Consider the following 18293-nt stretch of genomic DNA (forward strand, 5'->3'; position numbering starts at 1 on the left):
TTGCGCCGTGCCCACCATCTCTCCGCAGACTGTGATCGTGAATGGTAGGCACGCTACGCTTTGCCCACCCTACAATCTGCCGATCGATCAGGCAGCGGCTGTCGTGGATTGGGTGGCAGCCGCCACATCCATCCACATCACTTCCCAGTGGTGACCGTCCGGATCCTCAAAACTGCGACCGTACATGAAGCCGTAGTCCTGCTTCGGGCCCGGATCGGCGCCGCCGCCCGCGCCCTGCGCCTTGCCGACCATGTCGTCGACCGCATCGCGGCTGTCGGCGGAAAGGCAGATCAACACCTGGCTGGTGGTCTTCGCGTCGGCGATCTTCTTCGAGGTGAACTGCCGGTATTTGTCGTGCGTCAACAGCATCACGTAGATGGTTTCGGAAAACACCATGCAGGATCCCGTATCATCGGAGAATTGCGGGTTCTTTTCGCCGCCGATCGCCTGATAGAAGGCGGTCGATCGGGCGAGATCGCTGACCGGCAGATTGACGAAGATCATTTTGGCCATAATGGGCTCCTTTTCGTTGGCTTCGGCCCAAGGACGAACGGGCGGAAGCGGGTCCGACATCGCTTTCAGATTATTTTTCGGGCGGCGAAACAGCGCGCGGACAGCGTAATCTGGCAGCGAATGGCCGCTACCTGCCGTTGAAGTCGGGCTTGCGCTTTTCGGCGAACGCCTTGACGCCTTCCTTGAGGTCATCGCTGTCTCTGACGACATCGAGCAGCCGGCGCACGTCGGCGACAGTTTCCAGCGGCCCTTTCGGCATGGACTCGCGGGCGAGTTTTTTCAGCGCCCGCACCACCAGGGGCGCATTGGCGGCGATCTTTGCAGCCATCTCCTGTGCGAGCGCGACGTGCTGTCCCTTCGGAGCCACCTTGTTGATGAAGCCGATCTGGTAAGCGCGCTCCGCCGACATTTCCTCGCCGACCAGCAAAAACTCCATCGCGATCTTGTGCGGCATGCGCGCCATCACCGAGGAGACGCCGCCGGCGGTGGTGCCGATCTTGCCCTCCGGATAGATGAAGCGCGTCGTCTCCGATGCCACGCACATGTCCGCCATCTGCACCAGCACAAAGGCGCCGCCCACGACCCAGCCGGATGTCGCGGCAATGACGGGCTTGTCGAGTTCGACGCCCAATCCGGGCACGGCGTGCCACATGTTGACGGGGAGATCCCTGACGTCGGCGCCGACCGAAAAATATTTCTCTTCGGACGACGCCAGCACGGCAACGCGGTCGTCGCTTTCGTGAAAGCGGAACCAGGCTTCGCGCAGTTCGTCGCACAACGCATTATTGAGCGCATTGTGCGCCGAGGCGCGATCCATGGTGATTGTGGCGACGTGGCCCGCGCTCTCGTAGCGAACAAGCTTCATGGGATTTCCCCGCGACATCCGCACCACGGCGGCTTTTGTTGTTTTTACTTCTTCTCGGCGGGATCGCGGTGCACCAGATCGACCCACAGCACGGTCTCCGGCTTTTCCACCGGCTCGATGTCGAGGTTGATGGCGACAGCCTCGCCGTCAGAGCGCACCAGCACGCATTCCAGCACCTCGTCGCGGCTGGCGTTGATCTCCTGATGCGGCACGTAAGGCGGCACGAAGATGAAATCGCCGGGGCCGGCTTCCGCGGTGAATTGCAGGTGCTCGCCCCAGCGCATCCGCGCCTTGCCCTTCACGACATAGATGATGCTTTCGAGATGGCCGTGATGATGCGCGCCGGTCTTGGCGTCGGGCCGGATCGTCACGGTGCCCGCCCATAATTTCTGCGCGCCGACGCGGGCGAAATTGATCGCGGCCTTGCGGTCCATGCCGGCGGTCGAGGGCACGTTGGGATCGAGCTGATTGCCTGGGATGACGCGGACGCCGTCATGCTTCCAGCGCTCGGCGTCGCCATGCGAATGATCATGATCGTGGGAATGGGTGTGATCGTGAGTGCCGCTCATCTTGTTGCTTTCTGACAATTCTGGTTCCGAAGGGTACATAAAACCCCGATGGCAAACCAGTCAAATCGAGGAGCTGTCGCATCTCTTCCGTCATGGCCGGGCTTGTCCCGGCCATCCACGTCTTAGCGAACTCGCGGCATGAAAGACGTGGATGCCCGGGACAAGCCCGGGCATGACGACACGAGAGCTACTGCCTCGCCCTTTCCTTGCCCATCACATCCGGATTGACGACGTTCGTCGGCGTTCCCGCGGCATAGGACACGATCTGATCAAAAATATCCGTGAACTGGAGTTCGTATTCGTCGCGCGAGACGTAGCCGAGATGCGGCGTGCAGACCACATTATCCATGGTCAGCAGGGGATCGTTGACGTCGCGCAGCGGTTCCTTCTCGTAGACATCGATCGCCGCCATCCCGGGACGCCCGGCGCGCAGCGCGTTGACCAGCGCGTCCGGCTCGATCAGCGGCGCGCGGCTGGTGTTGACGAGAAGCGCCGTGGGCTTCATGCGCGCGAGATCTTCTGCTTTCACGATGCCGCGCGTGGCGTCGACGAGGCGCATGTGCAGCGACAGCACGTCGCATCGCTCAAAGAAATCAGCCTTGCTGGCGGCGGTCGCGTATCCATCGGCGCGGGCCTTCGCCATCGCCGGCTCGCGCGCCCATACCAGCACGTTCATCCCGAACGCCTTACCGTAGCCGGCAACGACGGCGCCGATCCGCCCGTAACCATAGATACCGAGCGTCTTGCCGCGCAGCGTATGGCCGACGCCGATCTGCCATTTGCCGGCCTTCAGCGCCGCCATCTGCTGCGGAATAGCGCGCATCGCCGCCAGGATCAGGCCCCAGGTGAATTCGGAGGTGGCATAGGACGGTGTATCCGCATGCTGGCTCGACGACAAAATGATGCCGAGCCGGGTGCAGGTATCGATGTCGATATGCGGATAGACGCTGCGCTGGCTGATCAGCTTCAGTTTCGGCAAGCGCTCCAGCAACGGCGTGCGGATCTGTGTCCGCTCGCGGATCAGGACCAGCGCTTCGGTATCCTTCAGGCGGTCCACCAGTGTGTCGACATCCTGGACGTGATCGTTCCAGATGGTGACGTCGTGCCCGGCAAGCTTACGAAAGCAGTCGAGGGTGCGCACCGTGTCGAAATAATCGTCGAGGATCGAGATCTTCACGATGCGCCTCCATCAGTGCGCAGTCATTTCACCGCCAGCAATTCGACGTCGAACATCAGCGTCGCGTTCGGCGGAATGACGCCGCCGGCGCCGCGCGCGCCGTAGCCCAGCGCGGGCGGAATGATCAGCGTGCGCTTGCCGCCGACCTTCATCGAGGCGACGCCCTCATCCCAGCCACCGATCACCTGGCGCTGGCCAATCTTGAACTCGAACGGCTCGTTACGGTCGACCGAAGAGTCGAACTTCTTGCCCTTCTGGCCGTTCTCGTAAAGCCAGCCGGTGTAGTGCATGACGCAGGTCTGGCCGGTCTTCGGCGTGGCGCCGGTGCCTTCCTTGCTGTCGATGATCTGCAAACCTGAAGCTGTGGTCATGGGTTTTCCTGCGGTCTGGGCCGATGCCATCCTGCTGGCAACGGGTGTGGAAACCGCCGCCGCCACGGCGGCACATGCGGTCTGGATAATCGTGCGTCGGGAGAAGCGCATCCTGTGAACCCTCTCTCTTAAAGATGGCTGTCTCTAGACGCTCAATAGCCCAGCGCGCAACCATCCTTGCGGGGATCGGAGCCGCCGGTCAGCGTGCCCTTCTCCCAGTCGATCCAGATCGCCTGGCCACCGCCGAGCGGCCCGACCACGCTGGTGGTCTTGTGGCCGATCTTCTTCAGGCCTTCGACGATCTCGGCCGGCACGCTGTCTTCGAGCTGGTAGACGCCCTCGTAATGCAGGCCGCGCGGCATATCGATGGCTTCCTGCACGTCGCAGCCATAGTCGAGGATGTTGGTCAGCACATGGGTCTGCCCGACCGGCTGGTACTGCCCGCCCATCACGCCGAACGGCATCACCGCGCGGCCGTTCTTGGTAGCGAGCGAGGGAATGATGGTGTGCAGCGGCCGCTTGCCCGGCGCGATGCAATTGGGGTGGCCGGGCTGAATGCGGAATCCGCCGGCGCGGTTCTGCAAGAGGATGCCGGTCTTGTTGGACACGATCGCCGAGCCGAACGAATGCGCGATCGAGTTGATGAACGAGCAGACGTTGCGGTCCTTGTCGACCACGGTGATGTAGACAGTCGACGGATTCATCGGCGGCGCGACGTTCGGCAGCTCGAGCAGCCGGTCCATCTTGATGTTCTTGATGTGCTCCTCGGCGAACTCCTTGGCGAGGATGCCGGCGACGTCGACGTGAACCTGCTGGGGATCGCCGATATACTGCTCACGCATCATGTAGGCGATGCGCGCGGCTTCCGCCTCCAGATGGAAGCGCTCGATGCTGAGCGGCTTGAACTTGGTCAGGTCGAAGCGCGAGAGGATGTTCAGCATCACCAGCATGGTGATGCCAGGACCGTTCGGCGGGCACTGCCAGACGTCGTGGCCTTTATACATCGTGCCGATCGGCGACGTGGTTTCGGTCGAATGCGCGGCGAAATCTTCCAGCGTATGCAGGCCGCCGATGCCGCGCAGGGTTTCCACCATGTCGGCGGCGATCTCGCCGCTATAGAACGCGTCGCGGCCGTTCTTGGCGATCGCGCGCAGCGTCTTGCCCAGTTCGGGCTGATGGATCACGTCGCCGGCGACCGCAGGCTTGCCGTGCGGCAGCAGATAGCGTTCGGTGTTGGTGCCGTTCTTCAGCTTCTCGAACTGGTTCTTCCAGTCGAAGGCGATGCGGGGTGCAACGACATAGCCTTCCTCGGCGGCCTTGATGGCGGGCTGCAGCAGGGTGTCGAGCCCCATCTTGCCGTGGTCGCGCAGGATCGTGTCCCAGGCGTCGATCGCGCCGGGAATGCTGACCGCATGGGCCGAGGTCAGCGGCACCGAATGGATCTTGCGCTCGAGGTACCATTCGGCCGTCGCCGCCATCGGCGCGCGGCCGGAGCCGTTATAGGCGACGATCTTGCCCTCGCCCCTTGGCTGGATCAGGGCGAAACAATCGCCCCCGATGCCGGTCGATTGCGGTTCGATGACGCCGAGCAGCGCGCAGGCCGCCACCGCGGCATCCGCAGCCGTGCCGCCGGCGCGCATCACGTCGATGGCGACCAGCGCGGCGTCCGGATGCGACGTCGCCACCATCGCGTTCTGGGCATGGACCGTCGAGCGGCCGGCGAAATGGAAATTCCTCATCGCGAGTGCTTTCTTTCAGCGTTTCTTGAGCATCCCGCGGGAGCTGTGGGGCGGGTTTACAGACGGTTCTTTGGCATATTCATCCCCGGCAGGGCAATGGTTGGCATGCCAGAGGAGCCATGCTCTGCATACACCGCGACCTATGGAAGAGGCAGGGCGGTAGAACCTTCCCACAATCACGACGTCCGGTGGTTATGGGTCCCTGCTTTCGCAGGGACGACAGCGGGGTTCCCCCTGCCCGGCCTGCCTGATAAATGGTCGCCATGCCGCTCACGGTCGCCGCCTTCTATCAATTCGCCGCGCTGCCGGACTTCCGGGAGTTGCGCGAGCCGCTGCGCGCTATAGCCGCAAGCCTCGGGATCAAGGGCAGCGTGCTGCTCGCCAATGAGGGCATCAACGGCACGGTTGCGGGCAGCGACGAGGGCATCGACGCGCTCGTCCAGGAGTTGCAGCACGGCGCCCTGTTCGGCGGCCGGCTCGGCAATCTCGAACTCAAGTTTTCGGGCGCTTCCGAGATGCCGTTCCAGCGGCTGAAGATCCGGCTGAAGAAGGAAATCGTTACGCTGGGAGACACGACGATCGACCCGACACGGCAGGTCGGCACCTATGTCGAACCGTCGGAGTGGAACGAACTGATCACAGCCCCCGACACACTGGTGATCGATACCCGCAACGCCTTCGAGGTGGCGATGGGCACGTTCGAGGGCGCCGTCGATCCCGGCATCAAGAGCTTTGGGCAGTTCAAGGCGTTCGCCGCGGAGAAACTCGATCCGGCGAAGCACAAGAAGATCGCGATGTTCTGCACCGGGGGCATCCGTTGCGAAAAGGCCAGCGCCTATCTCCTGGCGCGCGGGTTTTCCGAGGTCTATCACCTCAAGGGCGGCATTCTCCGCTACCTCGAAGGGGTGCCGGAACAAGAGAGCCGCTGGCGCGGTGAATGTTTCGTGTTCGACGAACGCGTGGCGCTGGGCCACGGCCTGCGGGAGCGCGGCGATGGCTCGCATGAGTGAAGTCGATAGATTGAGCGATCGCATCGACAGCTTGAACGATCGCATCGATTCGCTGGAGATGCGGCTGACCTATCAAGACGTGACCATCGAAACATTGAACCAAACGGTCACGACGCAGTGGACCGAGATCGACAGGCTGACGCGGAAGGTCGCAGAACTGAAAGAGCGCCTGCAAGAAGCCGAGAACAACTTGCCAGGCCCAACAAACGAACGGCCGCCGCATTACTAAGGCTCGCTCGGCCAAACAAAAGCGGCCCCTTAGGGAAGGAGCCGCTCCTGCCGCGCGACCATGCGCGGGTGAAATGTGGGCCGCACTAACGGAAGACCGCGAGGACCTTGTTCCACAGCGATGGGTTCTCATGTTCGCGATCGGCTTTCGACGGCGCCGGCTGCGCCGCACTCACAGGGTCGGATGCCGGGAACGTGTCGACCAAACCGGCCTCTAGCTTTTCGTGGGTTTCCCGATCGGCCTTCTGCGCTTCGCGGGGATCTTCGGCGTGCTTGTCATGCGCCGCAGGATTGAATTTCTCAGCCATAGGTACCTCCATGGCTGAGATAACGGCCCGGTTTTGCGCAGGTTCCTCGCGCGCGCCATGCATCGCTTCTTGGCCAATCGGGAACCTGCGTGTATCAGAGGCGCCATAGCAGCCCTGCCGCAGGAACCTTTCGTTTTGTCCCAGAAACCCGCCGTGAAACCTTTTCTCGAAGTGCTGTCCGGCCGCAGGCAGAATGTGCCGCCGGTCTGGATGATGCGGCAGGCCGGCCGCTATCTGCCGGAATACCGTGAGCTGCGCGCGAAGGCGGGCGGCTTCCTCGACCTGTGCTTCACGCCCGAATATGCCGCCGAAGTGACGCTGCAGCCGATCCGCCGCTTCAACTTCGACGCCGCGATCATCTTCTCCGACATTCTCGTGATCCCCTACGCGCTCGGCCGCTCGGTGCGCTTCGAGGCCGGCGAAGGCCCGCGGCTCGACCCGCTGGATACGCCGGAGCAGGTGACAACGCTCGCGCGCCATGCCGATTTCGGAAAACTCGAGCCGGTCTATGAAGCGCTGCGCCGCGTGCGGCGCGAGCTCGCACCCGACATCGCGCTGATCGGCTTCTGCGGCGCGCCGTGGACCGTTGCAACCTACATGGTCGCAGGACAAGGCACGTCGGACCAAGCGCCCGCGCGCATGATGGCCTATCGCCATCGCGAAGCGTTCGCTGAAATCATCGACGTGCTGGTGGAGAATTCGGTCCAGTACCTGCTCGGCCAGCTCAAGGCCGGTGCCGATTGCCTGCAGATCTTTGACACCTGGGCCGGTGTGTTACCGCCGCGCGAGTTTGAGCGCTGGTCGATCGAACCGGTGAAACGCATTGTCGCCGGCGTGCGCGCGCAAGCGCCCGATACGAAGATCATCGGCTTTCCCCGCGGCGCCGGCGCGCTGTTGCCGGCCTATGTCGAGGCGACCGGCGTCAACGCCGTCAGCATCGACTGGGCAGCGGAGCCTTCCATGATCCGCGAACGCGTGCAGAACCGCGTCGCCGTGCAGGGCAATCTCGATCCGCTGGTGCTGATCGCAGGCGGCGCCGCGCTCGACCGTGCCGTCGACGACGTGCTGGCGAACTACGCGCAGGGACGACTGATCTTCAACCTCGGCCACGGCATCCAGCCGGAAACCCCGATCGCTCATGTCGAGCAGATGCTGAAGCGGGTAAGGGAGTATAGAGGCTGAAGCAGCTCCCTCGCCCCGCTCTTGCGGGGTCGAGACGAGCGAAGCTCGCTCTTAGAGGGTTGGGGTGAGGGGCTCTCTCCACGAGGTGGTGCGAGTTGATAGTCCGGTACCCCTCACCCGGCGCTTCGCGCCGACCTCTCCCCGCAAGCGGGACGAGGTTTAGAGCCTACCGCGCATCCTCCAAAATCATGTCGGACGCCTTCTCGGCGATCATGATGGCCGGTGCGTTGGTATTGCCCGACATCAAATCCGGCATGATCGACGCATCGACCACGCGCAACCCTTCGATGCCGCGCACGCGCAGCCGCTGGTCGACGACCGCGAGCGCATCGCTGCCCATGCGGCAGGTCGAGGTCGGATGATAGACCGTGCTGCCGGTGCGGCGGCAGAAATCGAGCAACTCGTCATCGCTCTGCACCTTCGGGCCGGGATCGACTTCGCCAACCGCATAAGGCTTCAGTGCGGGGGCCGCGAGGATCTTGCGCAGAATGCGGATGCCGTCGATGAAGGCGCGGCGGTCGGTTTCGGTCGCGAGATAATTGATGCGGATTTCCGGCGGCACGGCGGGATCGGCACTTTTGATGCGGAGCGACCCGCGGCTCTCGGGACGCAACTGGCAGACCGACGCAGTGAAGCCGGAAAGCGCGTGCAGCTTCTCGCCCATCTTGTCGGTCGAGAATGGCAGGAAGTGGATCTGGATATCGGGCGAAGCCAGCCGCGGACTGGTCTTGAAGAACGCCCCTGACGTACCGGCCGCAATCGTCAGCGGCCCCTTGCGCAAGGCTGCATACTGAAGGCCCGCCATCATCTTGCGGATCGGATGATTGACGACATCGTTCAGCGTCACTTTTTGCGCACAGCGCGTGATCAGGCGCACCTGCATGTGGTCCTGCAGATCATTGCCGACGCCGGGTGCATCAAGCACGATCTCGATGCCGTGCTGCTTCAACAGATCCGCCGGTCCGACGCCGGAGAGCTGCAGCAGTTGCGGCGAATTATAGGCGCCGCTGGAAACAAGAATCTCCTTGCGCGCCCGCGCCGTGCGGACGCGGCCATCCTGCTTGTACTCGATCGCCTTCGCGCGCCGTCCTTCGAACAGGATTCGCTGCGCCAGTGCTGACGTTTCGACGTGGAGGTTGGGCCGCGTCCTGGCAGGACGGAGATAGGAGAATGCGGAACTGGCGCGTCGCCCGCGCCGGGTCGTGGTCTGAAAAAATCCCGCGCCCTCCTGCGTGGCGCCGTTGAAATCGGGATTGGTCGGAATGCCGGTCTCCGCGGCGGCAACGACAAACGCTTCCGACAACGGATCATGATGGCGCCAGTCGGACACGGGCAGCGGACCATCGGTGCCGTGATATTTGTCCGCGCCGCGCTGCTGGTTCTCGGCTTTCTTGAAATAGGGCAGCACGTCGTCATAGCCCCAGCCGGCATTGCCGCGCTGGCGCCAGCGATCATAATCCTCGTGCTGGCCGCGCACATAGAGCAGGCCGTTGATCGAACTGGAGCCGCCAAGCACTTTTCCGCGCGGCTGGAACACCTGACGGCCGTTCAAGCCCGGTTCCGGCTCGGTCTGGTACATCCAGTTGACGGATTTTTCCTTGAACAGCTTGCCGTAGCCGAGCGGGACGTGGATCCAGAGATTGGTATCCTTCGGTCCAGCCTCGAGCAGCAAAACGGAATATTTGCCGTCGGCGCTCAGGCGATTGGCAAGCACGCATCCGGCCGAGCCGGCGCCGACGATGACGTAATCGAATTCGGAAGCTTCATTGTTCTTGTTCATTTTGTTTCCCCCGCAGGCGGACAGAAGAGGTAGCGGGGCTGCCACAGCGGGTCAATTCCCTCCCGGTCGCAGGCGTGGAAATAGACGACTTCCGATCGTCGTGGCGGCTCCTTCATCGGACAATCTGCCGCATCCCGGAATGACGACGCGCTCACTTCGTCATCCCGGAACGCATTTTCGAACTGCGGAGGATTGCTCGAACTTGCTCCAACTAGCTGGCGGCGAGCTTCAGAAAGTCCGGCGGCCGGCGCTCGGCGAATGCCATAAAGGCCTCTCGCGCTTCGGCGGTCTTCAGGCGAGCCGCGAACTGCTCGCTCTCCACCTTGATCTGCGCCATCAGAACTTCCGGATTGCGCATCAGCCGCTTGGTGGTGCTGACGGCGCCGGCCGGCTGTTTCGCCAGCCGCGATGCGAACGCCTTCGCCTCTGCGTCGAGCTTGTCGAGCGGCACCACGCGGTTGGCGAGGCCCCAGGCGAAGGCGGATTTGGCGTCGACGGGTTCGCCGAGCGCGAACATCTCGAATGCACGGGCATAACCGATGCGAAGCGGCATCAAGATGCTGGAAGAGGCTTCCGGCACCAACGCCAGATTGACGAACGGCGTCGACAGCAACGCATTCTCGGCCAGCACGACCAGATCGCAATGCAGCAGCATGGTGGTGCCGATACCAACGGCGCGGCCCTGAACGGCCGCGACCAGCGGTCGGCTCGAATGGGCGAGCGACTGCAGGAAACGGCCAACATGCCGCTCGCCCTGGACGGCGCCGGTCGCAATCGCAGCGAACTCGCCGACATCGTTGCCGGCGGTGAACATGTCGCCCTCGCCGCGGATCAGCAGCACGCGAACAGACGAATCCGTCTCGGCGGCCTGGATCGCATCGGCCAGCGCGCCATACATCGCATTGGTCAGCGCGTTCTTTTTGTCGGGACGGGCCATCGTCAGCGTCAGGACCCCGTCGCTGTTCTCGATCTTGATATGCTCGGTCATTCGTCTTCTCCTCTGGGAAATCTGGTTTGCATCGTGGTCAGCCAGCGCGCGACGACGTCGATCTCAGCGTCGGTAAATCCATCCGTGAGGCGCGCATTGACCTCCACAAGTCCGGCTTTCGACTGCGCCATCGCCGCGCGGCCGGCCGGTGTCAGCCACAGACGCCACGCGCGCCCGTCATCCGGATCGGCGCGCCGCTTGATCAGGTTTGCCGCCGTCATCCGGTCCACCAGGCCGCTGATGCCGGGCGGTCCGAGATCGAGCGCCGCGCCGGCCTCGCCCATCAGCACGCCGTCGCGCTGGCCCAGAATGAACAGCAGACCGGCCTGCGTGGCGGTCACGGCGCTGTTCTGCCGCTGCGCCGCCATCCAGCGCTGCAGGCGGCGCTGCGCGACGGTGAGCAGGAACACCAGCCGATGCTCGCGACGGGGGCTCATGTCGATGATATCGATTTATTTCGCACGCGAACTATCTAGGTAAATGTTCGAAAGTTGTCACGATGATTTTGAGCGGCGCCGTGAGATTTCGGAGCTGAAGCGGGCTAGCTGGGAAGAAAATACAGATCAAACAGCACTTTATCGAAAAAATCGATTTTCGATTGACGATCTCACCGCTCCTCGCCAATCTGCGCCGCCATGAGCAGTATCGGGTTGAGTTTTGGCGAGCGCCTTGCCGACGAACGGCCGCGAAGCCTGACGTCTGCCGTTCAGGAGCGGCTGCGCGCGGACATTCTCTCGACCCGGCTCTTGCCTGGCCAGAAGCTGCATATCGCCGGTCTCGCCAAGCAGTTTTCGGTCAGCCTCGCCGCGGTGCGCGAAGCGCTGTCGCGGCTGGTCGCGGACGGGCTGGTGCAGGCGTCCGACCAGCGCGGCTTTCGCGTCAGCCCGGTATCGCCGGCGGATCTGCGCGACGTGACGCAAACCCGTGTCGACATCGAGGGACTGGCGTTGCGCCGCTCGATCGAGCGCGGCGACGCGGCCTGGCTGGCATCAGTGGAGAAATCGTTCGCGGCGCTCTGCGTCGTTCCCCACACCTATCCCGATGATCCGACGCATCACTATGAGGAATGGGTGGTGCGGCACCGTATCTTCCACCGTACGCTGGTGAATGCCTGCGGCTCGCAATGGCTGCTGGGCTTTCGTGATGTGCTGCACGAGCAGAGCGAGCGCTATCGACGGCTCGCGATCCGGCGCAACAGCGAGAAAACCCGCGACGTCGAGGCCGAACACGCCGCCATCGTGCGGGCCACCCTCACGCGCGATGCCGATGCCGCCGTTGCGGCGCTCTCGAAGCATTTCATGACAACCATGCATCTCGTCGAGCTCGCAGCCCCGAAAATTTCAGGAGGTGGCGACACCACCTGACTCGCTCGAAGACCAAATCAAGAAAAGCAAAAGGGAAACGTCACAATGAAGATCACACGACGCCACATACTGGCAACGATATCAGCCGCCACCGTGCTTGTTACATCAGCGATGGCGCAGGCCGCCGATGCCGTTCGCATCGGGCTTCCGACAAAAACCTACTGGCCGACCACGATCGCGGAAACCGCGGTGCGCCAGAAGCTGTTCGAGAAGGAAGGCATCAAGGCAGAGCTGACGATCTATCGCGGCGGCGCCGAGACGTTCGAGGCGATGGCGGCGGGCGCCGCCGACGTCATTCTCGACGCCACCTCGCTGGTCTCGGCCGGGCGCAAGAAGGGCGTGAACTCCAAGGTGCTCGCGAATGCCGCCATGGGCTATTACGGCTGGCAGTTGATGACGCTTTCGAAATCGACGCTTGCCGTCAACGATCTGAAAGGCAAGAAGGTCGCAATAACCTCCGCGGGCTCCGGCTCCGACCTGCTGGCGCTGTGGACCCAGCAGGACAAGAAGATCGAATTCACCCGCGTTCCCGTCGGCGGCGGTGGCCTGGTGCCGAACCTGCTTGCCGGCAATGTCGACGCAGCCGTGGTTTATTCGCCGCTGAGCTTCCAGATCTCCAAATCGGGCGAAGCACGCACCATCCTCGACTTCTCCAAGGAGGTGCCGCCGAACCTCGCCGCGGGCTGGATCGCGCTCGACAAATATGTGCAGGACAAGCCGCAGCTGGTGCAGAAGACGCTGAACGCGCTCTATGGCGCGCTGATGTTCATGCGAGCCAACAAGGACGCCTCCGTCAAGCTGATCACCGAGCTCTATGAAATCCCCGCCGAGATCGCGGCGCTGGAATATGAAAACACGATTCTGAAGCTTGAAACCGACGGCAGCATGGATGGGCCGAAGATCACGGAGCAGCTTCAGCTCGCGCTCGACATGGCCAAGGCCGGCGGCATGAAGGATCTCGGGCCAGCGGCAGAGATCATCTCGACGCAGTTCAAGCCGGTTCCGACCAAATTCTGAGGCAACCGCGATGCAAAGCGGGCTAGGCGTAAAGGCGGCGCGGGTCGCCATTGTGGTGGCGCTGTTTGCGATATGGGAGATCCTGTCGCGCACCGGCATCGTCAACCCGCGCCTGCTCCCCTCCGCCTCCGACACGCTCGCAACGCTGGGCGACCTGCTGCAGCGGGCGAGTGTGCGGAAGGATCTCGTGGTCACCGCCAGCGAGGTGGCGACCGCCTTCGCGCTCGCCGTTCCCGTCGGCGCGCTGATCGGCTTCCTGATCGCGGAGAACCGCTATTTTGCCGAGGTGGCAAAACCGCTGCTGTTCTTCGCCTTCAGCATCCCGAAATCGATCTTCCTGCCGATGTTCATCCTGGTGTTCGGCGTCGGCTTTTCACAGAAGGTCGGGTTCGGTTTTTTCTCGACCATCTTCATTGTGATCATGTCGACCACGACGGCGGTGGAGTCGGTCAAGGTCGAGCATCTGACCGTCGCACGCTCCTATGGCGCCACGCCTGTTCAGACCGCATTTCGCGTCTACCTGCCGAGCATGCTCCCGGTTTTGCTCGAAGCGCTGCGGATTTCGATGATCTTCAATCTCACCGGCGTCATTCTCGCCGAAATGTACGCCTCGCGCGACGGCATCGGCCATCAGATCGCGACCTGGGGCGAAAACTTCCAGATGAAGCAATTGCTGGCCGGCGTGGTGATGATTGCGACCATCGCAATTGCCTTCAACGAACTGGTCAGATGGGTGGAAACACGATGCAGCCATTGGCGAACATAACTCCGCTGAAGCCGGCCGGCGCGATCGAGGTCCGCAATGTCGGGCAGATCTTCAAGACCACGACGCAGGATGTTGTCGCGCTGGAGGATGTTTCGCTGGACGTCAAACCCGGCCGCTTCGTCGTGCTGGTCGGCCCGAGCGGCTGCGGCAAGTCCACGCTCCTGATGATGATGGCCGGCCTGCGCCAGCAGACCTCGGGCACCATCACCATCTCAGGCGCGCCGATCCCCGAGCCCGATCCTAACCGGGTCGGCGTGGTGTTTCAGGAAGCCAGCCTGTTTCCCTCGCTGACAGCGGAAGAGAACGTCGAATTTCCGCTGGCGCTGCGCCGCGTCAAAAAAGACGAACGCCGCGCCAAGGCGCAAGATGCCCTCAAACTCGTGGGCCTCGACGGCTTCGGCAAGCGCCATCCGCACGAACTGTCCGGCGGTATGAAGCAGCGTGTCTCGATCGCGCGCGGCCTGGTGCAGGACCCGCCGGTGCTGCTGATGGATGAACCGTTCGCGGCGCTCGACGAGCAGACCCGCATGACCATGGGCGACGAGTTGCTACGCATTTGGGCCGCGACCGGCAAGACGGTGGTGTTCGTCACCCACAGCCTGACGGAAGCGGTCTATCTCGCCGACGAGGTGATCGTAATGTCGCCGCGGCCCGGCCGGATCGTCGATCATCTGCAGGTCTCCCTGCCCCGCCCGCGCACCTATGAGATGCTGAGCGGCGACGCCTTCGGTAGCCTGCGCGACCGCATCTGGCGTCATATCCGCAAATCGGCATGAGGCGAGCATGAGCGCGGCAACGCTTCGCAGATTAACCGTCGTAGCCCTGATCGCGCTGTGGGAATTCCTGCCGCGCGCAGGCCTCATTCCGGAACTGTTCCTGCCCTCGCTGTCCTCGACGCTCGCGGCCGGATGGAACGAGGCCGGCGAGTACGGCCATGCCCTTGCCGTGACGCTCTATGAGGTCGCGATCTCGATGGCGTTCGCCTGCGGCGGCGGCATCCTGCTCGGCGCCATCGTCGGCAGCCTGCCGCGGCCGCGCATCCTGATCATGCCGATGGTCTCGAGCCTCTATGCGGTGCCGCTCGTCATCTTCTATCCCGTCTTCACGGTGTGGCTCGGCATCGGCTCGGAATCCAAGATCGCCTTTGCCTCGATCTATGGCTTCCTCCCGACGATGCTGGCGACCGCCGCCGGCATCCAAACCATCGATCCGCAGCTATTGCTCGCCGCCCGCAGCATGGGCGCAACGCTGAGCCAGCGGCTGGTTCGTGTCATCATCCCGGCCGCGATCCCGACCGTGCTGTCAGGGCTGCGCGTCGGTGGCGCACTCGTGATCGTCGGCGTGGTCGTATCGGAAATGCTGATTTCGTCCGCGGGCATCGGCTATCTGATCTCGCGCTACCGCACCATTCTCGACAGCCCGCATGTGTTCGCCGGCGTGCTGCTGGTGCTGGCGATGGCGATCGCCTTCAACGCCGCGATCAAATGGATCGAGCGCAAGGCCGCGATCTGGCAGACCGGCACCCGTGCCGGACAAACTGCGGCCGAAGAAATCGCGCCGACTGCCCTGCAGCCTGCCACCTGACGGAGGGCTTGCGTGTTCGACCTGACGCTGACATTCGACAATGGTCCCGAGCCCGGCGTCACGCCGCGCGTGCTCGATACCTTGCGGGAACGCGGCATCAAGACGACGTTCTTCGTGATCGGCGAAAAGCTTGGCGACCCCGAACGCCGCCGGCTGGCGGCGCGCGCGCACGATGAGGATCACTGGATCGGCAATCATACCTTTACGCATACGGTGCCGCTCGGGCAACAACGCGATCCGGAAGCGGCACGCAACGAGATTGGCCGGACGCAAGATGCAATCGGCGACCTCGCCCACGCGCATCGCTGGTTCCGGCCGTTCGGCGGCGGCGGCAATCTCGACGACCGGCTATTAAAACCTTCCGTCGTGGACTACCTCATCCGCAACAAGCTGAGCGTCGTGCTCTGGAACGCCATTCCGCGCGACTGGGACGATCCGGACGGCTGGGCCGACCGGGCCATCGCGCAATGCCGAGCGCAGCCGTGGAGCCTGATGGTGCTGCACGATCTGCCCAGCGGCGCGATGAATCATCTCGAACGCTTTATCGACCGCGCCGCGAAAGCCGGCGCACGTTTCCACCAGGATTTTCCGCCCGATTGCGTCCCGATCCGGTCAGGCGAGATCGCGCTGCCCATCCAGCCCTATGTTTCCAACATCGAAGAGAGTGTCACACCATGAAGATCGCGAGTTTCAAGGCCGGCCCGACCGCAACCTACGGCCTGATCACGAATACCGGTATCATCGATGCCGGGAAGCGGCTGAAGGCGTATCCGACGCTGAAGTCGCTGCTTGCAAAGGGATCGCTCGACGAACTGAAAGCCCTGCAAAGCGAGCGTCCGGACTACGCGCTGGCCGAAATCGAATTGCTGCCGACCGTGCCCGATCCGGACAAGATCTTCTGCATCGGCGTCAACTACGCCACGCATCTGGCGGAAAGCGGTCACCCAACCCCGCCGCATCCGATGATCTTCACCCGCTTCGCCAACAGCCAGGTCGGCGGCGGCCAGCCGATGATCCGGCCGCTGGAGTCCGAACGCTTCGATTTTGAAGGAGAGATGGCTGTCATCATCGGCAAGGCCGGCCGGCGGATTTCGCGCGAAGCGGCACTCGCGCATGTCGCGGGCTATGCCTGCTACAATGACGGCAGCATTCGCGACTGGCAGCGCCACACCTCGCAATTCGCGCCGGGCAAGAATTTCGTCGGCACCGGCGCGTTCGGTCCGTGGATGGTCACGACGGATGAAATCCCCGATATCAGCAAGCAGACCATCGCCACCCGCCTCAACGGTGTCGAGGTGCAGGCCGCGCCGATCTCGGACCTCGTGTTCGACGTTCCCGCCCTGATCGCCTACTGCTCGACCTTCACTGAACTCGCCCCCGGCGACGTCATCGTCACCGGCACCACCGGCGGCGTCGGCGCCTATCGCACGCCGCCGCTCTGGATGAAGGATGGCGACGTGGTCGAGGTCGAGGTGTCCGGCATCGGCGTGCTGCGCAATCCGGTCAAGGACGAGGTTGCGGCGGCTGCAACGCGCGCGGCCTGATGGGCGTAGTCACAATAACAAGAGCAAGGAGGTAATCATGAACCTGCCAAAGCACCTGCTGCCGACCACCGTTGTCGGCAGCTATCCGCAGCCGGAATGGCTGGTCGATCGCGCAATGCTGTCCAAGGTGGTGCCGCGCACCCGCCTCCATGCGATGTGGCGGCTGCCGGCGGAGCATCTGGAAGAAGCGCAGGACGACGCCACCGTCGTGGCTATCAGGGACATGGAGCGGGCCGGCATCGATATCGTGACCGACGGTGAAATCCGCCGCGAAAGCTATTCGAACCGGTTTGCCACCGCGCTTGAGGGCATCGACGACGAGAAGCCCGCGATGATCACCTCGCGCAGCGGCCACGAGACGCCGGTGCCGCGTGTGGTCGGCCCGGTGAAGCGCCGCGGCCCGGTCGAGCGGCACGATATGGAATTCCTGCGCAAAAATACCGATCGCGCGGCCAAGATCACCCTGCCCGGCCCGTTCACCATGAGCCAGCAGGCGAAGAACGAGTTCTACAAGAACGACGAAGAGCTGGCGATGGCTTTCGCCGAAGCCGTCAACGCCGAAGCGCTCGACCTGCAAAAGGCCGGCGCCGACGTGATCCAGCTTGACGAGCCATGGGTGCGCAACAATCCTGACCTCGCCCGGCGCTATGCAGTGAAAGCCATCAATCGCGCGCTTCAGGGCATTACCGTGCCGACGGTCGTGCATCTGTGTTTCGGCTATGCCGCGGTCGTTCCCGGCTCGACCAAGCCGGCCGGCTATTCCTTCCTCGCCGAACTCGCCGACACCAGCGCCGAACAGATTTCGATCGAGGCGGCGCAGCCAAAACTCGATCTCGGCGTGCTCAAGGACCTGTCGTCGAAGAAGATCATGCTCGGCGTGCTCGACCTCGGCAATCCCGAGATCGAAACCGCTGAAGTCGTGGCGGGCCGGATCCGCAACGGGCTGAAGCACGTCGCCGCGGATCGCCTTGTCGTCGCGCCAGATTGCGGCATGAAATACATGCCGCGTCATGTCGCGTTCGGAAAGCTGAAGGCGATGTGCGATGCGGCGGCGACCGTGCGCAGGGAGATCAGCTAAGACCCAGGCGGCTGCCGATCCGAGCCAGAAACTGTTCGAGCGGGTCGTCCTCACGACCCGTTCGTTGCAACTCGATGGGTTCACGGGAAAGACGCAACCAGTTTTCAGCCTCAGCCAGCCAATAGACCTTGCTATCCGGTTCGCGCTGCGCAAGCAGCCTGCAAAGTGCCGCCCGCGAACTCAGCTCCAGGTGACTCGCCATACGCATCC

Annotated in this window: 22 protein-coding genes; 11 read left to right on the forward strand and 11 right to left on the reverse strand. The window is 63.3% G+C overall.

What is annotated here, in order from left to right; translation table 11 throughout:
- Positions 1-87 precede the first annotated feature (87 nt).
- The 6 genes from LMTR21_RS31610 to ggt form a co-directional block, all read right to left on the reverse strand.
- Positions 88-513, reverse strand: a complete 426-nt coding sequence (locus LMTR21_RS31610; protein WP_065753570.1) for a VOC family protein — start codon at positions 511-513, stop codon at positions 88-90.
- A gap of 127 nt (positions 514-640) precedes the next feature.
- Positions 641-1378, reverse strand: a complete 738-nt coding sequence (locus LMTR21_RS31615; protein WP_065753280.1) for an enoyl-CoA hydratase/isomerase family protein — start codon at positions 1376-1378, stop codon at positions 641-643.
- Between the two features lie 44 nt (positions 1379-1422).
- Positions 1423-1947 (reverse strand): cupin domain-containing protein, encoded by a 525-nt coding sequence (locus LMTR21_RS31620; RefSeq protein WP_065753281.1) that lies wholly within the window; start codon positions 1945-1947, stop codon positions 1423-1425.
- Positions 1948-2134: 187 nt separating this feature from the next.
- On the reverse strand, positions 2135-3124 hold the full coding sequence (locus tag LMTR21_RS31625; RefSeq protein ID WP_065753282.1) for a D-2-hydroxyacid dehydrogenase family protein: 990 nt from the start codon (positions 3122-3124) through the stop codon (positions 2135-2137).
- A 23-nt stretch (positions 3125-3147) separates the two neighbouring features.
- Positions 3148-3606: an FKBP-type peptidyl-prolyl cis-trans isomerase gene (locus LMTR21_RS31630; protein ID WP_246174547.1), complete on the reverse strand. Its 459-nt coding sequence runs from the start codon at positions 3604-3606 to the stop codon at positions 3148-3150.
- Between the two features lie 41 nt (positions 3607-3647).
- Entirely contained in the window at positions 3648-5234 is a 1587-nt protein-coding gene (gene ggt, locus LMTR21_RS31635; protein ID WP_065753283.1) for a gamma-glutamyltransferase, read from the reverse strand.
- Positions 5235-5497: 263 nt separating this feature from the next.
- Here ggt and trhO point away from each other — a divergent pair, with 263 nt between their 5' ends.
- Together trhO and LMTR21_RS31645 are read left to right on the forward strand one after the other, a co-directional pair.
- Positions 5498-6244 (forward strand): oxygen-dependent tRNA uridine(34) hydroxylase TrhO, encoded by a 747-nt coding sequence (trhO, locus tag LMTR21_RS31640; protein ID WP_065753571.1) that lies wholly within the window; start codon positions 5498-5500, stop codon positions 6242-6244.
- The gene (locus LMTR21_RS31645) at positions 6237-6473 is read left to right on the forward strand and encodes a SlyX family protein (protein WP_430642487.1); all 237 of its coding nucleotides are present in this window, start codon (positions 6237-6239) and stop codon (positions 6471-6473) included. The genes trhO and LMTR21_RS31645 overlap by 8 nt, the downstream gene beginning before the upstream one ends.
- 85 nt (positions 6474-6558) lie before the next feature.
- On the opposite strand, the gene LMTR21_RS31650 is transcribed toward LMTR21_RS31645, so the two are convergent.
- On the reverse strand, positions 6559-6780 hold the full coding sequence (locus tag LMTR21_RS31650) for a hypothetical protein (protein WP_057863048.1): 222 nt from the start codon (positions 6778-6780) through the stop codon (positions 6559-6561).
- A 57-nt stretch (positions 6781-6837) separates the two neighbouring features.
- Between LMTR21_RS31650 and hemE the strand changes: the two genes are divergently transcribed.
- Complete coding sequence (gene hemE / locus LMTR21_RS31655) at positions 6838-7962, forward strand: uroporphyrinogen decarboxylase (RefSeq protein WP_084030630.1); 1125 nt, start codon at positions 6838-6840, stop codon at positions 7960-7962.
- 166 nt (positions 7963-8128) lie between these two features.
- Here hemE and LMTR21_RS31660 read toward each other — a convergent pair whose 3' ends face one another.
- The 3 genes from LMTR21_RS31660 to LMTR21_RS31670 form a co-directional block, all read right to left on the reverse strand.
- On the reverse strand, positions 8129-9742 hold the full coding sequence (locus LMTR21_RS31660; protein WP_065753285.1) for a GMC family oxidoreductase: 1614 nt from the start codon (positions 9740-9742) through the stop codon (positions 8129-8131).
- Positions 9743-9953: 211 nt separating this feature from the next.
- Positions 9954-10730 carry an enoyl-CoA hydratase gene (locus LMTR21_RS31665; RefSeq protein WP_065753286.1) on the reverse strand — a complete coding sequence of 259 codons (777 nt, stop codon included), beginning with the start codon at positions 10728-10730 and terminating at the stop codon, positions 9954-9956.
- Positions 10727-11167 carry a MarR family winged helix-turn-helix transcriptional regulator gene (locus LMTR21_RS31670; protein WP_065753287.1) on the reverse strand — a complete coding sequence of 147 codons (441 nt, stop codon included), beginning with the start codon at positions 11165-11167 and terminating at the stop codon, positions 10727-10729. Before LMTR21_RS31670 ends, LMTR21_RS31665 begins: the two co-directional genes overlap by 4 nt.
- A gap of 198 nt (positions 11168-11365) precedes the next feature.
- On the opposite strand from LMTR21_RS31670, the gene LMTR21_RS31675 reads away from it, so the two are divergent.
- The 8 genes from LMTR21_RS31675 to LMTR21_RS31710 are packed head-to-tail and all read left to right on the forward strand — an operon-like array spanning position 11366 to position 18083.
- Positions 11366-12094: a GntR family transcriptional regulator gene (locus LMTR21_RS31675; protein WP_065753288.1), complete on the forward strand. Its 729-nt coding sequence runs from the start codon at positions 11366-11368 to the stop codon at positions 12092-12094.
- Between the two features lie 45 nt (positions 12095-12139).
- Positions 12140-13111, forward strand: coding sequence for an ABC transporter substrate-binding protein (locus tag LMTR21_RS31680; RefSeq protein ID WP_065753289.1), 972 nt, complete (start codon positions 12140-12142; stop codon positions 13109-13111).
- A gap of 10 nt (positions 13112-13121) precedes the next feature.
- The gene (locus LMTR21_RS31685) at positions 13122-13877 is read left to right on the forward strand and encodes an ABC transporter permease (protein WP_065753290.1); all 756 of its coding nucleotides are present in this window, start codon (positions 13122-13124) and stop codon (positions 13875-13877) included.
- Positions 13856-14653, forward strand: a complete 798-nt coding sequence (locus LMTR21_RS31690) for an ABC transporter ATP-binding protein (protein ID WP_246174552.1) — start codon at positions 13856-13858, stop codon at positions 14651-14653. The genes LMTR21_RS31685 and LMTR21_RS31690 overlap by 22 nt, the downstream gene beginning before the upstream one ends.
- A gap of 7 nt (positions 14654-14660) precedes the next feature.
- Positions 14661-15461, forward strand: a complete 801-nt coding sequence (locus LMTR21_RS31695) for an ABC transporter permease (RefSeq protein WP_065753292.1) — start codon at positions 14661-14663, stop codon at positions 15459-15461.
- Positions 15462-15473: 12 nt separating this feature from the next.
- A complete protein-coding gene (locus tag LMTR21_RS31700) occupies positions 15474-16139 on the forward strand; it encodes a polysaccharide deacetylase family protein (protein ID WP_065753293.1) in 666 nt (221 codons plus the stop codon).
- Positions 16136-17005, forward strand: a complete 870-nt coding sequence (locus tag LMTR21_RS31705; protein ID WP_065753294.1) for a fumarylacetoacetate hydrolase family protein — start codon at positions 16136-16138, stop codon at positions 17003-17005. Before LMTR21_RS31700 ends, LMTR21_RS31705 begins: the two co-directional genes overlap by 4 nt.
- Before the next feature lie 37 nt (positions 17006-17042).
- On the forward strand, positions 17043-18083 hold the full coding sequence (locus tag LMTR21_RS31710; RefSeq protein ID WP_187399246.1) for a uroporphyrinogen decarboxylase family protein: 1041 nt from the start codon (positions 17043-17045) through the stop codon (positions 18081-18083).
- Here the strand turns inward: LMTR21_RS31710 and LMTR21_RS31715 are convergent.
- Complete coding sequence (locus LMTR21_RS31715; RefSeq protein WP_141688329.1) at positions 18076-18285, reverse strand: hypothetical protein; 210 nt, start codon at positions 18283-18285, stop codon at positions 18076-18078. The genes LMTR21_RS31710 and LMTR21_RS31715 overlap by 8 nt on opposite strands.
- Positions 18286-18293 lie beyond the last annotated feature (8 nt).

This window comes from Bradyrhizobium paxllaeri (assembly GCF_001693515.2).
In the GTDB taxonomy this organism is placed as follows: Bacteria; Pseudomonadota; Alphaproteobacteria; order Rhizobiales; family Xanthobacteraceae; genus Bradyrhizobium; species Bradyrhizobium paxllaeri.